The following is a 14,446-nucleotide window of genomic DNA, read 5'->3' as shown; positions in this document are numbered from 1 at the left end:
GAGCATTGGAACCACCTGATCCCATCCCGAACTCAGCAGTGAAACGATGCATCGCCGATGGTAGTGTGGGGTTTCCCCATGTGAGAGTAGGTCATCGTCAAGATTAAATTCCGAAACCCCTATCTGCGTAAGCAGGTAGGGGTTTTGTTTTGCCTGTCGAAAATTTTCTATCGCTGATCTTCCCCCCGTCAGAGCCAGCTCGGCCGGCACTTGGCCTGGGGGTGTTTCTGTGTGGCGGTCGTTGCCTTAGCAGGGTTTTAGAGTTGAAACGTGGCAGCGCGAACAAAAGGTGCGTACTTTCGTCTCAAATTTAAAGGAGGCGCAGATACTAGACAAAGACTCGTCATCAGTACGTCTTTTGGCCAGCCCAATGAATTTGGTAGAAGCGAATGCTTTTTCAGCGCTGAGGGCTAAGTCATATGAAGTCAAAACTTAATGGATGTGGCTTTTTACGTATGAAATGCACAAAGTCTTGAATCGCCCCGGGTTTCGTAGACACCTCTTTGCCTTAAACTGAGGCCAATCAGGAGGTGCCATGAGCAACCCACGTTATCCCGAAGAATTCAAAATCCAAGCGGTCAATCAAGTGACCGAAAAGAAGCTACCCGTCGCTGATGTGGCGGCCCGCCTTGGCGTGTCGACGCATAGCCTCTATGCCTGGATAAAGCGCTACAGCAAACCTCAAGAAGAACGGCAGCAGGACGATGATCAGCACGCTGAACTGCGTCGTCTGCGAGCGGAACTCAAGCGCGTCACTGAAGAGCGAGACATCTTAAAAAAGGCCGCCGCGTACTTTGCCAAGGAGTGCGGCTGAAGTACGCCTTTATCAAGCAGCGCGCGGGCGACTATTCGATTCGACGGCTTTGCCTGACGCTGAAAGTCCACCCCAGTGGGTATTACGCCTGGTTGTCTGAGCCGCAATCTGCACGCGCCAAAGACGACCAACGACTGCTGGGTTTGATCAAGCATTCGTGGCTGGACAGCGGCGGCGTTTATGGCTATCGCAAAATCCATGACGATCTGCGCGAGGTCGGTGAGGATTGTGGTCGGCATCGTGTGGCGAGGCTGATGCGTCTTGAAGGTCTGCGCTCTCAGACAGGGTATCGACGTCGCCCTGGCAAATACGGCGGTAAGCCAGCGGTCGCCTCACCCAATTTACTGAAGCGCCAGTTCGATGTCGTAGAGCCCAACAAGGTCTGGGTCACCGACATCACCTACATTCGTACGTATGAAGGCTGGCTGTATTTGGCGGTGGTGCTGGATCTGTTTTCTCGTCAGGTCGTTGGCTGGTCTATGAAGTCGCAGATGACCAGTGATTTGGCCATTGATGCGTTATTGATGGCGGTTTGGAGGCGAAAACCGAAACAGGAGGTGATGGTTCACTCCGACCAGGGCAGCCAGTACAGCAGCTCCGATTGGCGCAGCTTTTTAAAGGCGAACAATTTGGTTGCCAGCATGAGTCGCCGAGGCAACTGTCATGACAATGCCGTGGCTGAGAGCTTTTTCCAGCTTCTAAAGCGGGAACGAATCAAGAGGAAAATCTACACCACGCGGGAAGATGCTCGTAGCGATGTGTTCGATTACATCGAGATGTTCTACAACGCAAAACGCCGCCATGGTTTCAACAATCAGCTGTCACCGGTAGAGTTTGAAAAGCGTTACGCAATGAGCTTGCAAGGTGTCTAGAGAATCCGGGGCGATTCAAACGGCCCTGAGTACATCAGCACGAAGTTGACGCTGTGGGCCGAAAAACAGGGTGTCCGCCTGGAATACATTCAACCGGGTAATCCGCAGCAGAATGCCTATGTTGAGCGCTACAACCGCACCGTGCGTTATGACTGGCTGGGTCATTACCTGTTTGAATCAATCGCTGAAGTTCAGGACTACGGCACAAACTGGATCTGGACATACAATCACGAGCGCCCAGGCTTGGGCATCGGCTTTGGTTTCGAAGGTTTTTCTTTGGGCTGGATAGCCCTTGCGGCGGATTTGCGCTTCCCACTGATACTCGCCGCGATTCCTGATTGTTGCCATTTCGACCATTCCCGCCACGTTCAAGTGTGGCAAATTTGTGGCAAAAACGACTTTCAGGACTAGGACAGGTTTCTGTCAGGAGCGCTATCCCCTTGTAATACAAGGGAAAGAAGATGGTGCACCAGGCGGGATTCGAACCCACGACCCCTGCCTTCGGAGGGCAGTACTCTATCCAGCTGAGCTACTGGTGCAGCGGGCGCCATCATACTCATATGCACTGCGGGCGTCCATGCTGCTGAATCGCTTGATGTTTTGCACCCGCCCGGCGGGTGTTCGCTACGTTGATCAGAAAAATGGGGCAAATGCGGCGTTTTCGTTCTTTTTTTCGAACAGCCTATTGTCCTTTACCCCCTTTGATCCTAGGATTCGTTTGAGATTTCAAACGCTCTTGTCTGGGTGCTGAACCGCACGAGTTTCATTCAGTGCGTTATTTATGTGCTTCAGCCCGGTGAATGATTTCCCTGACGGCAGCCTAAAAGGCGCCTTTCTACAATCATAATTCGCTCCGCGTCATCGCGGTGCTGTTAAGGAAAGCCGACATGCAGCTTAAAGACACCCTGTTGTTCCGCCAGCAAGCCTTCATTGATGGCGCCTGGGTTGATGCCGACAATGGTCAGACGATCAATGTCACCAACCCGGCAACGGGCGAAATTCTGGGCACTGTGCCGAAAATGGGCGCCGTTGAAACCCGCCGTGCCATTGAAGCCGCCGACAAGGCGCTGCCGGCCTGGCGTGCACTGACCGCCAAAGAGCGTGCGACCAAGTTGCGTCGCTGGTTTGAACTGATGATCGAGAACCAGGACGACCTGGCTCGCCTGATGACCCTTGAGCAAGGCAAGCCATTGGCCGAAGCCAAGGGCGAAATCGTTTACGCCGCTTCCTTCATCGAGTGGTTCGCCGAAGAAGCCAAGCGCATCTACGGTGATGTGATCCCGGGCCACCAGCCAGACAAGCGCCTGATCGTGATCAAGCAGCCAATCGGCGTGACCGCGGCAATCACCCCGTGGAACTTCCCGGCCGCCATGATCACCCGTAAAGCCGGCCCGGCCCTGGCCGCCGGTTGCACCATGGTGCTCAAGCCTGCTTCGCAAACCCCGTTCTCCGCGTTCGCCCTGGCTGAGCTGGCCCAGCGTGCCGGCATTCCGGCCGGTGTGTTCAGCGTGGTTTCCGGCAGTGCCGGCGACATCGGTAGCGAGCTGACCAGCAACCCGATCGTGCGCAAACTGTCCTTCACCGGCTCGACCGAAATCGGTCGTCAGCTGATGGCCGAATGCGCCAAGGACATCAAGAAAGTGTCCCTGGAACTGGGCGGCAACGCGCCGTTCATCGTGTTCGACGACGCGGACCTGGATAAGGCCGTCGAAGGCGCGATCATTTCCAAGTACCGCAACAACGGCCAGACCTGCGTCTGCGCCAACCGCCTGTACATCCAGGACTCGGTCTACGACGCGTTCGCCGAAAAACTCAAGGCGGCCGTGGCCAAGCTCAAGATCGGCAACGGTCTGGAAGCCGGCACCACCACCGGTCCCCTGATCGACGGCAAGGCCGTGGCCAAGGTCCAGGAGCACATCGCTGACGCCCTGAGCAAAGGCGCGACCCTGCTGGTCGGTGGCAAGGTGATGGAAGGCAACTTCTTCGAGCCGACCATCCTGACCAACGTGCCGAAAAGCGCTGCCGTGGCCAAGGAAGAAACCTTCGGTCCATTGGCGCCACTGTTCCGCTTCAAAGACGAAGCCGAAGTGATCGCGATGTCCAACGACACCGAGTTCGGCCTGGCCTCGTACTTCTATGCCCGTGACCTGGGCCGTGTATTCCGCGTGGCTGAAGCCCTGGAATACGGTATGGTCGGCGTCAACACCGGGTTGATCTCCAACGAAGTCGCGCCGTTCGGCGGCATCAAGGCCTCGGGCCTGGGCCGTGAAGGCTCCAAGTACGGCATCGAAGATTACCTGGAAATCAAATACCTCTGCCTGGGCATCTAAGCCCGGCAAGGCATTGCTTCAAGCGCAAAGGGCACGAGAGCGCTGTCCCTTTGCGCGCTTCACACGGAATTTTCTCTGTGGCCGGGAACGCTGTGGCAGTCGATCATCGCATGCTGCCGCCGTTGACTCCCCGCCGCGTAATCCTTGAGCCACGCCGACCGATGAGCGGCGAATGAGGACTGTAATGAGCAAGACTAACGCTGATTTGATGAAACGCCGCGAAGCCGCTGTACCACGCGGTGTTGGCCAGATTCACCCGATCTTCGCCGACTCCGCGAAGAACGCCACCGTGACCGACGTGGAAGGTCGCGAGTTCATCGACTTCGCCGGCGGTATCGCCGTGCTGAACACCGGTCACCTGCACCCGAAAATCATCGCTGCCGTGACCGAGCAGCTGAACAAGCTGACTCACACCTGCTTCCAGGTTCTGGCTTACGAGCCGTACGTGGAACTGTGCGAGAAAGTGAACGCCAAGGTGCCAGGCGATTTCGCCAAGAAAACCTTGCTGGTGACCACCGGTTCCGAAGCCGTGGAAAACTCCATCAAGATCGCCCGCGCCGCCACTGGCCGTGCCGGTGTGATCGCCTTCACTGGCGCCTACCACGGTCGCACCATGATGACCCTGGGCCTGACCGGTAAAGTCGTGCCTTACTCGGCCGGCATGGGCCTGATGCCAGGCGGCATCTTCCGTGCGCTGTACCCGAACGAACTGCATGGCGTGAGCATCGACGATTCGATCGCCAGCATCGAGCGCATCTTCAAGAACGACGCCGAGCCGCGTGACATCGCCGCCATCATCATCGAGCCGGTTCAGGGCGAAGGTGGTTTCTACGTCGCTCCGAAAGAGTTCATGAAGCGCCTGCGCGCCCTGTGCGACCAGCACGGCATCCTGTTGATCGCAGACGAAGTGCAAACCGGCGCTGGCCGTACCGGCACTTTCTTCGCCATGGAACAGATGGGCGTTGCCGCCGACCTGACCACCTTCGCCAAATCCATCGCCGGCGGCTTCCCGCTGGCCGGTGTGTGCGGCAAGGCCGAATACATGGACGCCATTGCCCCAGGTGGCCTGGGCGGCACCTATGCCGGTAGCCCGATTGCCTGCGCCGCGGCCCTGGCCGTGATGGAAGTGTTCGAAGAAGAGCACCTGCTGGACCGCTGCAAGGCGGTTGGCGAGCGTCTGGTGACTGGCCTCAAGACTATCCAGGCCAAGTACCCGGTGATCGGTGACGTGCGTGCCCTGGGCGCGATGATCGCGGTCGAGCTGTTCGAAAACGGCGACAGCCACAAGCCTAACGCTGCTGCTGTGGCTAAGGTTGTGGCCAAGGCGCGTGACAAGGGCCTGATCCTGCTGTCGTGCGGTACTTACGGCAACGTGTTGCGCGTACTGGTGCCACTGACTTCTCCAGACGAGCAACTGGACAAAGGTCTGGCGATCATCGAAGAGTGCTTCTCGGAACTCTGATCACCCAGTGTGACCTGATCGACAAAAAACCCGCTTCGGCGGGTTTTTTTTGGTCTCCTGAAACACATCGGCCGGTTTGGCCCTGTATCGAAGGGCCAGCATTGTCTAAGGTGCGAGGCATTGCCTCGGAGTGTATTGATGATTGCTGTTGATTTACCGGCTGTACCGCGCGTGCTGATCGCCGAGGCCGATCCCTGGTCTCGGGATCTGCTCAAGCAGGTGTTGCTGAACGTGCGCTGCGATGCACGCCTGGATCTGTGCGCCGATGGCCGGCAGGCGCTGGAGTGGCTGGACCAGCACCCCTACGACCTGGTGATCGCCGATTGGGAGCTTCCCGGCGTCGATGGTCTGGGTTTGCTGCGCAGTGTGCGTCTACGCCGACGCAACCCGGTGTTGCCGTTCATTCTGATGAGTCACCGCAACGACAGCGCCAGTGTGCGCGAGGCGCTGCCGCTGGCCCCCACGGCCTACTTGACCAAGCCTCTGAACATGCAGGGTCTGACGCAGCGTTTGCAGGACTTGCTGTTGAACGCCGGGGAGACGGTTTCCTGTGACATCCCGGCATTGGCGCCGGGCATGACCCTGTCGGTCTTCCTCGAGCGTCGGCGGGAGCTGGCGGACGGCGCGCCGCTGCTTACCGACGTGCAACGGGCGGTCAAGCGCAGCCTGAACCCTACTGGCCTCGATCTGAAGGTGCTGGAAGAGGAAGTACGGACCGACCCGCAGATCACCGCCGTCCTGATCGCCGCCGCCAATAGCGCCTCACAGCACCTGGGTGATGCTGTGCAGACCTTGTCCCAGGCCCTGCATCGTCTGGGTACCGGGCAAAGCATGAACCTGATTCTGGGCCTGGCCCTCAAGCGCAGCGCAAAGTTGAGCGACCCGTGCCTGGCCGATTACGCCGAACGCTACTGGGAGTTGTCACTGCATACGGCTGAATATGGCCGCACCCTGGCGCGTTTGCTCGACCTTGACCAGGAGCGCTGCTACTGCGCCGGCATGCTTCATTGCCTGGGCGATCTGGCGCTGTTGCGCTGCTTGCAGGAGTGGAAGCTGGCCGGCGGCGAGCTGGACGACCTGGAGGAAGTTGGCGACGCGCTGGCAACGTTCGGCGCCGCTTACGGTTCGGCGCTGCGCACGCGCTGGCGGCTACCGCTGGAGCTGCGCGAGCTGATTGCAGCGGTCTATCAGCTCGGTGGCGGGGTTTACTCCCGGGAAGCACTGGTGATGAACATGGCGGCACAACTGGCGCGCCTGACTGAGCATGAGGGCGTCGAGGCGCTGGCCAACAGTCGAACGGCACGCCTGCTCAAGATCGGCTTGCCGGAATTGCTGCGCTTGCGCAAAAAACAAGCCTGACACCCAACCCTGAGCGAGCCTGTCAGCCACAGATAATCCGGTTCTTGCCCTGGCGCTTGGCTTCGTACATCGCGGCGTCAGCGCGGCTGTAGAGGGCGTCGAGGCATTCGTCGTCGGCGCTCAGGAGCGTCAGGCCCTGGCTGACGGTGATGCCGAAGGTCTGCCCTTGATGGTTGAACCTCAAGTGCTGGATTTCCCGCTGCAAACGCTCGGCGACGTGCCTGGCCATCTGGGGCGTGCAGCCGGGGAACACCGCGGCAAACTCTTCACCACCAATGCGCCCGAACAGGTCCGCGCGGCGCAAGGCGGCGCGTCCGCATTCGGCGAGTTGCTGCAGGACGAGATCGCCCAGTTGATGGCCGTAGCTGTCGTTGATGCGCTTGAAGTTATCAATATCCAGCAACAGGAACGCCAGGGATGAACCCTGCTGGCGTGCCTGCTGGAACTCGCGGCTGGCGCATTCGAAGAAGTGCCGGCGATTGCTGCTTCGGGTCAGCGCATCGGTGGTGGCAAGGTGCTGCAGCTCGGTTTCAAGCCGTTTCCTGTCAGTGATGTCCTCGGCGATGCCCACCACCATCACCGGCTGCCCAGGCTCGGCCAGGCGGTTGAGGAAGCATTTGTCGCGAAGCCAGCGCACCTGGCCGTCGGCGGTGATGATCCGGTACTCGCGATCTTCCACGGCACCTTTTTCCAGCACTTGGGCCAGGCTGCGCTCGGCATGCTCCAGATCGTCCGGGTAAACGCTGTCGCGCCATTGCTGTACGTCCGCCAGCAGCAAGCCGGCAGAGCGACCGAAGAGTCGTTCATAGGCCGGGCTGACATACAGCACCTGGCGCGTCTCCCAGTCAAAGGCCCACAGCACGGCGTTGACGCTGACCAGCAGCGCGTTGAACAACTGCTCACGCGCACTCAGGCGCGCCACTTCACGTTGAGCGTCGATCAGGGCCGTCAGGCTCTGCCCGGTCTCGGGCCACGGTGGGTGGGGGAGGTCTTGTGGGTTTTCGTTGACCATCGACACAATTCTCAAAGGGCGTGCCCGCCGTTCGACAGCGGCCGCAGCCAAGCCCGCCTGAATGACGAAGTGATCTTTGAGAGAGGGGATTTGGCGCTTAGTTCCAGAGGGTGCGCCCGCGAACGGGGCGCACCGATCAATGGTGTCAGGCAGGGCGCAGCGAGTAGGTCTTCAGTTGGTGAGCGAAGTCGCGCAGCGATTGAATACCACTGGCTTCGGCTTCGTGGACCCAGTCCTTGATCGCCGCCAGCATGTCGTGGCCATTGGAACTGGTCTTGACCCAGATCTGCTGCAGCGCCAGGCGCTTTTCGTAAATCACCTTCAGTGCCTGGCTGTGCTCGAGCATGGTCTGGATGCGCAGGTGGTGTTTGTCATCCAGCAGGCTGGTTTCCCGCGAGAGCAGGCGCTTGGCGCGATGGAATTGGTGGCGTACCGAATGGTCGACCTTTTCCAGCTCTTGCTTGACCAGCGGGCCGATCACCAGCTTGCGGTACTGGGCCATGATCTGGAAACGGTTGTTGAGGATGGCCATGGCGGTGTCCATGTCCAGGTTGCCTTTGCCCTCGACACGGTGGGCGATGGGCGCAACCCGCTGAACCTTGGCCAGGCGCAGGAAACTGAAGACCTGGATCCAGGCCCAGCCGAGGTCGAACTCCCACTTCTTCACCGACAGTTTTGCCGAGTTAGGGTAGGTGTGGTGGTTGTTGTGCAGCTCTTCACCGCCGATCAGGATGCCCCAGGGCACCAGGTTGGTCGCTGCGTCACGGCATTCGAAATTGCGATAGCCCACGGCATGGCCCAGGCCATTGATGACGCCAGCGGCCCAGACCGGGATCCACATCATCTGGATCGCCCAGATGGTAATGCCGATGGTGCCGAACAGCAGCAGGTCGATGACACCCATGATTGCCACACCCAATAGCGGGAAACGGCTGTAGAGATTGCGCTCGATCCAGTCTTCAGGGCAGTTCTTGCCATAGATACGTAGCGTCTCGGCGTTTTCCGCTTCGGCGCGATACAACTCGGCGCCTTTGCGCAGGACGGTGGACAGTCCTTTGATCACGGGACTGTGCGGGTCATCGACGGTTTCGCATTTGGCGTGGTGCTTGCGGTGGATAGCGGTCCACTCACGGGTGTTCTGCGCCGTGGTCAGCCACAGCCAGAAGCGGAAGAAGTGTTTCAGGCCGGCATTGAGCTCAAGGGAGCGATGGGCTGAGTAACGATGCAGATAGACGGTGACACCCACGATGGTGATGTGGGTCATTAACAGGGTGACCGCCACCAGTTGCCAGGCTGACAAGCCGAGTAAACCTTCGTACCACATAGGCTATAGGGCCCTCGATAAAGAAAAAACAGCAGGCGCATTATCACTCAGGACACAGATAAAACCAGTCGCCCTTTCAGATAAGAGTGGCTGGATGTTTCTTTAATCTATAATCCCCGCCTTTTTTGTAGGGACATGGACGACTGAATGTCTGCTTCTCATCGCAATGCCTTGCGTGCAGCGCTGCTCTATCTGGTGCTTTCCGTTGTCTGGCTGGAAGTCACTGGTTATTTATTGAGCAAATTATTCGATGGGTCTGCTGATCTCCCGCGCTGGCAACTGATCAACGGTTATCTGTGGGTGGTGCTCAGTGCCGGGTTGATCTTCGTGGCACGGGCGCGGTTGTTGGGATGTCTGGGGATCGGCGCGACCTTGCGCCAGCACAATGAAAATCGCGCTCGATTGCGCCAGGCCCAGGCGGTATTCGACTGCACCCACGAAGGGGTGCTGGTGACCAATCACCAGGGCGTGATTGTCCACGTCAATCGAGCCTTCATGGAAATCACCGGGTACCGGGCCGAAGAAGTGCTGGGTCATACGCCCAGCCTGTTCAAGTCCGGTCACCACCCTCCCGATTTCTACCAGAACATGTTTCAGACCTTGAGCCACGACCGCGAGTGGAGCGGTGAAATCTGGAACCGGCGCAAAAGCGGCGAGATCTATCCGCAATGGCAGACCATCCGGGTGATTCATGATGATCGCGGCCGGCTCAGTCACTACGTGGCGGTGTTTTCCGACATCAGCTCGATCAAGGACTCCGAGCATGAATTGGCCCATCTGGCCCATCACGATCCGCTGACCGACTTGCCCAATCGTCTGTTGTTCAGCGATCGCGTCGAGCAGGCGCTGGCGAGCGCGCAGACACATAAACGCGGGTGCGCCTTGCTGATGATCGACCTGGATTACTTCAAGCTGATCAACGACTGCCTCGGGCACAACGTTGGCGATCAGTTGCTCAAGGCCGTGGCGGCTCGTCTGCGTGACCTGTTCGGCCCGGGCATCACCCTGGCGCGTTTCGGTGGTGACGAGTTTGCGGTGTTGGCCGAGAGCTGCCCACAGTTGGTTCAGGCGGCCGCATTGGCGCAGCGGATCATTGATAGCCTGAAAGAGCCGTTTCAGATCGACGCCCATCAATTGTTCATCAATGCCAGTGTCGGCATCAGCCTGTTCCCCAGCGATGCGCTGAGCGCCGAGCAGTTGCTGCGCAACGCCGATTCGGCGTTGTTCAAGGCCAAGGGGGCCGGGCGCGACGGCTACGCGTTGTACACCGAAGAGCTGACGGCCCACGCCCAGCACCGGGTCGAGATTGCCTTTGAACTGCGCCGTGCGCTGGAGCAGCAAGAGTTGCGGGTCCATTACCAGCCGGTGCACGACCTCAAGACCCGCCGTCTGGTTGGCGTTGAAGCCCTGGTTCGCTGGCAGCACCCGCAGCGCGGGCTGGTGTCGCCGGCGGAGTTCATTCCGATTGCCGAGCGCACCGGGTTGATTGCCGAGATCGACGCCTGGGTGATGCAGCAGGCGTGCCGGCAAATGTGTGACTGGCAGAAGGCCGGGGCGCGGTTATCGTTTATCGCGGTGAACGTTTCCACGCGGCTGTTTGCCCGGCGCGAACTGTATGAGCGGGTTGCCCAGGTGCTGCATGACACGGGACTGGACCCGGCCTGCCTGGAGCTGGAGGTGACGGAAAGCGCGGTGATGGACGATCCGGAGGTGGCGCTGGAGCAAATGCACCGCTTGCGCGAACTGGGGGTGCGCCTGGCCATTGATGACTTTGGTACGGGTTATTCGTCGCTGCTGCGCCTCAAGCGCCTGCCGGTGCAGAAACTCAAGATCGATCAGGGATTTGTCGCCGGCTTGCCCTGGGATGACGATGACGTGGCGATCGTGCGGGTGATCATCGCCCTTGCGCAAAGCATGGGCATGCAAGTGCATGCCGAAGGCATCGAGCAAGTCGAGCAGGCGGCGTTTCTGCTTGAGCACGGGTGTGACCTGGGTCAGGGCTACTGGTTTGGCCGCCCGCTGCCGGCGCATGAGCTGGATTGGGCACGAACGCCGGTGATTCCCCTGCACTGAACGCTCTGGCGGGACTGTGCGGGGAGGGTTGCTCTTTCAGTTATATAAACATTCTTAAATAGTATTTTTAAGTATATCTGCGCCTCTCTAATATTGCTCCCACGCCACAAGCAGTGCCGCCACTGCCGGGCACATCTCATTTCAGGAGCAGCACCATGAGCGCATCTCTACGTAGCGTTGACGGCCAGGACGAAGCAACCATCTTGCGCGAGATCCAGAGCGCATTGCGCGATCTGCGCTTTGGTGCGGTAGAGATCACGGTGCACAACGCCCAGGTGGTTCAGATTGAACGCAAAGAGAAATTCCGCTTGCAGAGCCCCGGTAACAAACCGGGCTGATGCCCGCCCCGACAGGCAACCCGATTCCAGAAATACATAAGAACAGCCAACACTAAAAATTTCAGGAGCTTCACTATGTCGTCGATTCGCCGTTTCGCGTTGGCCGCTTTGGCCAGTGCCCTGTTTGTCGGTTCCGCGGTTGCCAAGGATTACGAATTGCTCAATGTGTCGTACGACCCGACGCGGGAGCTGTACCAGGAGTACAACGCCGAATTCATCGACTTCTGGAAAAAGGAACACGCTGGCGACAACGTGAAGATCCAGCAGTCCCACGGCGGCTCGGGCAAGCAAGGCCGTGCGGTGATCGATGGCCTGCGGGCCGACGTGGTGACGCTGGCGCTGGCCGGTGACATCGACGAAATCGCCAAACTGGGCAAGACCCTGCCGGCCGATTGGCAGAAGCGACTGCCTGAGGCGAGCACGCCCTACACCTCGACCATCGTGTTCCTGGTGCGCAAGGGCAACCCCAAGGGCATCAAGGATTGGGGCGACCTGACCAAAAACGGCGTCGAAGTGATCACCCCGAATCCGAAGACCTCCGGTGGCGCGCGCTGGAACTTCCTCGCCGCCTGGGCCTATGGCCTGAAAGCTAGCGGCGGCGATGAAGCCAAGGCCAAGGACTATGTGCAGACCCTGTTCAAGCACGTCCCGGTATTGGACACCGGTGCTCGCGGTTCGACCATCACCTTCGTCAACAACGGGCAGGGCGATGTGTTGCTGGCCTGGGAAAACGAAGCGTTCCTGGCGCTGAAGGAAGACGGTGGCGCCGACAAGTTCGAGATCATCGTGCCTTCGCTGTCGATTCTCGCCGAGCCACCCGTGGCCGTGGTCGACAAGAATGCCGAGAAAAAAGGCAACGAGCAGGTCGCCGAAGCCTACCTCAAGCACTTGTACAGCCCGGCCGGCCAGGAAATCGCCGCCAGGAATTTCTACCGTCCGCGTGACAAGACCGTGGCCGCCAAGTACGCCCAACAGTTCCCGACCCTGGAACTGGTGACTATCGACAAGGACTTCGGCGGCTGGAAAACTGCCCAACCGAAGTTTTTCAATGACGGTGGCGTGTTCGACCAGATCTACCAGGCGCAGTAACCTGAATCCAGCCAGCATCAAGCCCGGAGTCGCCTTCGGGTTTTGTGCGTTCAACCAAGGACTTTTATGTCGCGTCGTATCTCCCCCGTCATACCCGGCTTCGGGCTGACGCTGGGTTACACCTTGGTGTACCTCAGTCTGATTGTGCTCATTCCGCTGGCGGCGATGTTCGTGCATGCCGCTCAACTCACCTGGGATCAGTTCTGGGCAATCATCACCGCACCACGGGTGCTGGCGGCGTTGAAGCTCAGCTTCGGCACCGCGCTGTGCGCGGCGATCATCAACGGCATCATCGGTACGTTGCTGGCCTGGGTCCTGGTGCGCTACACCTTCCCGGGACGCAAGGTCATCGATGCGATGATCGACCTGCCGTTCGCGCTGCCAACGGCGGTGGCCGGTATTGCGCTGACCGCGCTGTACGCGCCGAACGGGCTGGTGGGGCAGTTCGCCGCCGACCTGGGCTTCAAGATCGCCTACACCCCGCTGGGCATCACCCTGGCGCTGACTTTCGTGACGTTGCCGTTCGTGGTGCGCACGGTGCAGCCGGTGTTGGCCGATATTCCACGAGAGATCGAAGAGGCCGCCGCCTGCCTGGGTGCCAAGCCGTTGCAGGTGTTCCGCTACATCCTGCTGCCGGCCCTGTTGCCCGCCTGGCTGACCGGTTTCGCCCTGGCCTTTGCCCGGGGTGTCGGCGAGTACGGCTCGGTGATTTTCATCGCCGGCAACATGCCGATGAAAACCGAGATCCTGCCGCTGCTGATCATGGTCAAGCTCGACCAGTACGACTACACCGGCGCCACCTCCATCGGCGTGCTGATGCTGGTGGTTTCCTTCGTCCTGTTGCTGCTGATCAACTTGTTGCAGCGGCGTATCGAAACCCCATAAGGAGGCGCGAACAATGTCCCAATCGTCTATTGCCGCGGCCTCTTCGGCCAACGCCGCCCGCCGTGGCAGTGCCACATCACGGCGGATCCTGATCGTCCTCGGCTGGCTGATCTTTGCCCTGTTTCTGTTGTTGCCGCTGTTCATCGTGGTGTCCCAGGGCCTGAAGCTGGGCCTGGGGGCGTTCTTCACCGCGATCTTCGAGCCCGATGCCCTGTCGGCCTTGAAGCTGACGGTCATTGCCGTGCTGATTTCGGTGCCGCTGAACCTGGTGTTCGGCGTCAGCGCGGCCTGGTGCGTGAGCAAGTACTCGTTCCGTGGCAAGAGCATGCTGGTGACCCTGATCGACTTGCCGTTTTCGGTGTCGCCGGTGATCGCGGGCCTGGTCTATGTGCTGATGTTCGGTGCGCAGGGGCTGTTCGGTCCATGGTTGCAGGACCACGACATCCAGATCGTGTTTGCCTTGCCGGGCATCGTGCTGGCGACGATTTTCGTCACCGTGCCGTTCGTGGCCCGTGAACTGATCCCGCTGATGCAGGAGCAGGGCACCCAGGAAGAAGAGGCCGCGCGCTTGCTCGGGGCCAATGGCTGGCAGATGTTCTGGCACGTCACCGTGCCCAACATCAAGTGGGGCCTGATCTATGGCGTGGTGCTGTGTACGGCCCGGGCCATGGGTGAGTTCGGTGCGGTGTCGGTGGTTTCCGGGCATATTCGCGGGGTGACCAACACCTTGCCTTTGCACGTTGAGATTCTCTACAACGAATACAACCATGTGGCCGCGTTTGCCGTGGCGAGCCTGTTGCTGATCCTGGCGCTCTTGATCCTGCTGCTCAAGCAGTGGAGCGAATCCCGTATTAACCGCCTGCGCGCCAGCGCCGCGGAGGAATAATT

At 59.6% G+C, this 14,446-nt stretch carries 11 protein-coding genes, 1 tRNA gene, 1 rRNA gene and 1 pseudogene; 11 read left to right on the top strand and 3 right to left on the bottom strand.

The features are described from left to right. The 3 genes and pseudogenes from rrf to CKW29_RS22085 all read left to right on the top strand — a co-directional run. Positions 1 to 103, top strand: a 5S ribosomal RNA gene (rrf, locus tag CKW29_RS22095); the annotation flags it as partial. A 432-nt stretch (positions 104 to 535) separates the two neighbouring features. Beyond that, positions 536 to 1,686 (top strand): IS3 family transposase gene (locus CKW29_RS22090; RefSeq protein ID WP_095149120.1). Its coding sequence is split into 2 segments (ribosomal slippage): positions 536 to 770 and positions 770 to 1,686, totalling 1,152 coding nucleotides; the frame shifts between segments, so codons are not numbered across the junction. Between the two features lie 18 nt (positions 1,687 to 1,704). Then, positions 1,705 to 1,941, top strand: a pseudogene (locus CKW29_RS22085) (integrase core domain-containing protein); the annotation flags it as partial. Positions 1,942 to 2,148: 207 nt separating this feature from the next. Here CKW29_RS22085 and CKW29_RS22080 read toward each other — a convergent pair. After that, positions 2,149 to 2,225: transfer RNA gene (locus CKW29_RS22080), tRNA-Arg, on the bottom strand. Between the two features lie 348 nt (positions 2,226 to 2,573). On the opposite strand from CKW29_RS22080, the gene gabD reads away from it, so the two are divergent. The 3 genes from gabD (at position 2,574) to CKW29_RS22065 (ending at position 6,837) form a co-directional block, all read left to right on the top strand. Further along, positions 2,574 to 4,016, top strand: a complete 1,443-nt coding sequence (gabD, locus tag CKW29_RS22075) for an NADP-dependent succinate-semialdehyde dehydrogenase (RefSeq protein ID WP_095149119.1) — start codon at positions 2,574 to 2,576, stop codon at positions 4,014 to 4,016. 184 nt (positions 4,017 to 4,200) lie between these two features. Next, positions 4,201 to 5,478 carry a 4-aminobutyrate--2-oxoglutarate transaminase gene (gene gabT / locus CKW29_RS22070; protein ID WP_095149118.1) on the top strand — a complete coding sequence of 426 codons (1,278 nt, stop codon included), beginning with the start codon at positions 4,201 to 4,203 and terminating at the stop codon, positions 5,476 to 5,478. Between the two features lie 138 nt (positions 5,479 to 5,616). Then, positions 5,617 to 6,837: a response regulator gene (locus CKW29_RS22065; protein ID WP_095149117.1), complete on the top strand. Its 1,221-nt coding sequence runs from the start codon at positions 5,617 to 5,619 to the stop codon at positions 6,835 to 6,837. 22 nt (positions 6,838 to 6,859) lie between these two features. Here the strand turns inward: CKW29_RS22065 and CKW29_RS22060 are convergent, their stop codons facing one another. Beyond that, positions 6,860 to 7,849: a sensor domain-containing diguanylate cyclase gene (locus CKW29_RS22060; RefSeq protein WP_095149116.1), complete on the bottom strand. Its 990-nt coding sequence runs from the start codon at positions 7,847 to 7,849 to the stop codon at positions 6,860 to 6,862. Positions 7,850 to 7,994: 145 nt separating this feature from the next. Beyond that, positions 7,995 to 9,173 (bottom strand): delta-9 fatty acid desaturase DesA, encoded by a 1,179-nt coding sequence (desA, locus tag CKW29_RS22055; RefSeq protein WP_095144489.1) that lies wholly within the window; start codon positions 9,171 to 9,173, stop codon positions 7,995 to 7,997. Between the two features lie 147 nt (positions 9,174 to 9,320). On the opposite strand from desA, the gene dibA reads away from it, so the two are divergent. The 5 genes from dibA to cysW all read left to right on the top strand — a co-directional run bounded on the left by dibA (position 9,321) and on the right by cysW (position 14,444). Continuing rightward, positions 9,321 to 11,246, top strand: coding sequence for a phosphodiesterase DibA (dibA, locus tag CKW29_RS22050; protein WP_095144490.1), 1,926 nt, complete (start codon positions 9,321 to 9,323; stop codon positions 11,244 to 11,246). A 155-nt stretch (positions 11,247 to 11,401) separates the two neighbouring features. Further along, entirely contained in the window at positions 11,402 to 11,584 is a 183-nt protein-coding gene (gene oscA, locus CKW29_RS22045) for a sulfur starvation response protein OscA (protein ID WP_095144491.1), read from the top strand. A 75-nt stretch (positions 11,585 to 11,659) separates the two neighbouring features. Continuing rightward, positions 11,660 to 12,673 (top strand): sulfate ABC transporter substrate-binding protein, encoded by a 1,014-nt coding sequence (locus tag CKW29_RS22040; protein ID WP_095144492.1) that lies wholly within the window; start codon positions 11,660 to 11,662, stop codon positions 12,671 to 12,673. A 66-nt stretch (positions 12,674 to 12,739) separates the two neighbouring features. After that, positions 12,740 to 13,558 carry a sulfate ABC transporter permease subunit CysT gene (gene cysT, locus CKW29_RS22035; protein WP_095144493.1) on the top strand — a complete coding sequence of 273 codons (819 nt, stop codon included), beginning with the start codon at positions 12,740 to 12,742 and terminating at the stop codon, positions 13,556 to 13,558. A gap of 13 nt (positions 13,559 to 13,571) precedes the next feature. Further along, positions 13,572 to 14,444, top strand: coding sequence for a sulfate ABC transporter permease subunit CysW (gene cysW, locus CKW29_RS22030; RefSeq protein ID WP_095144494.1), 873 nt, complete (start codon positions 13,572 to 13,574; stop codon positions 14,442 to 14,444). The last annotated feature ends 2 nt before the right edge of the window (positions 14,445 to 14,446 follow it).

It is taken from the genome of Pseudomonas sp. Irchel s3a18, from assembly GCF_900187535.1.
Lineage (GTDB): Bacteria > Pseudomonadota > Gammaproteobacteria > Pseudomonadales > Pseudomonadaceae > Aquipseudomonas.
Note: the sequence above shows the minus strand (reverse complement) of the source record. Positions and strands in the feature narration are given on the sequence as shown.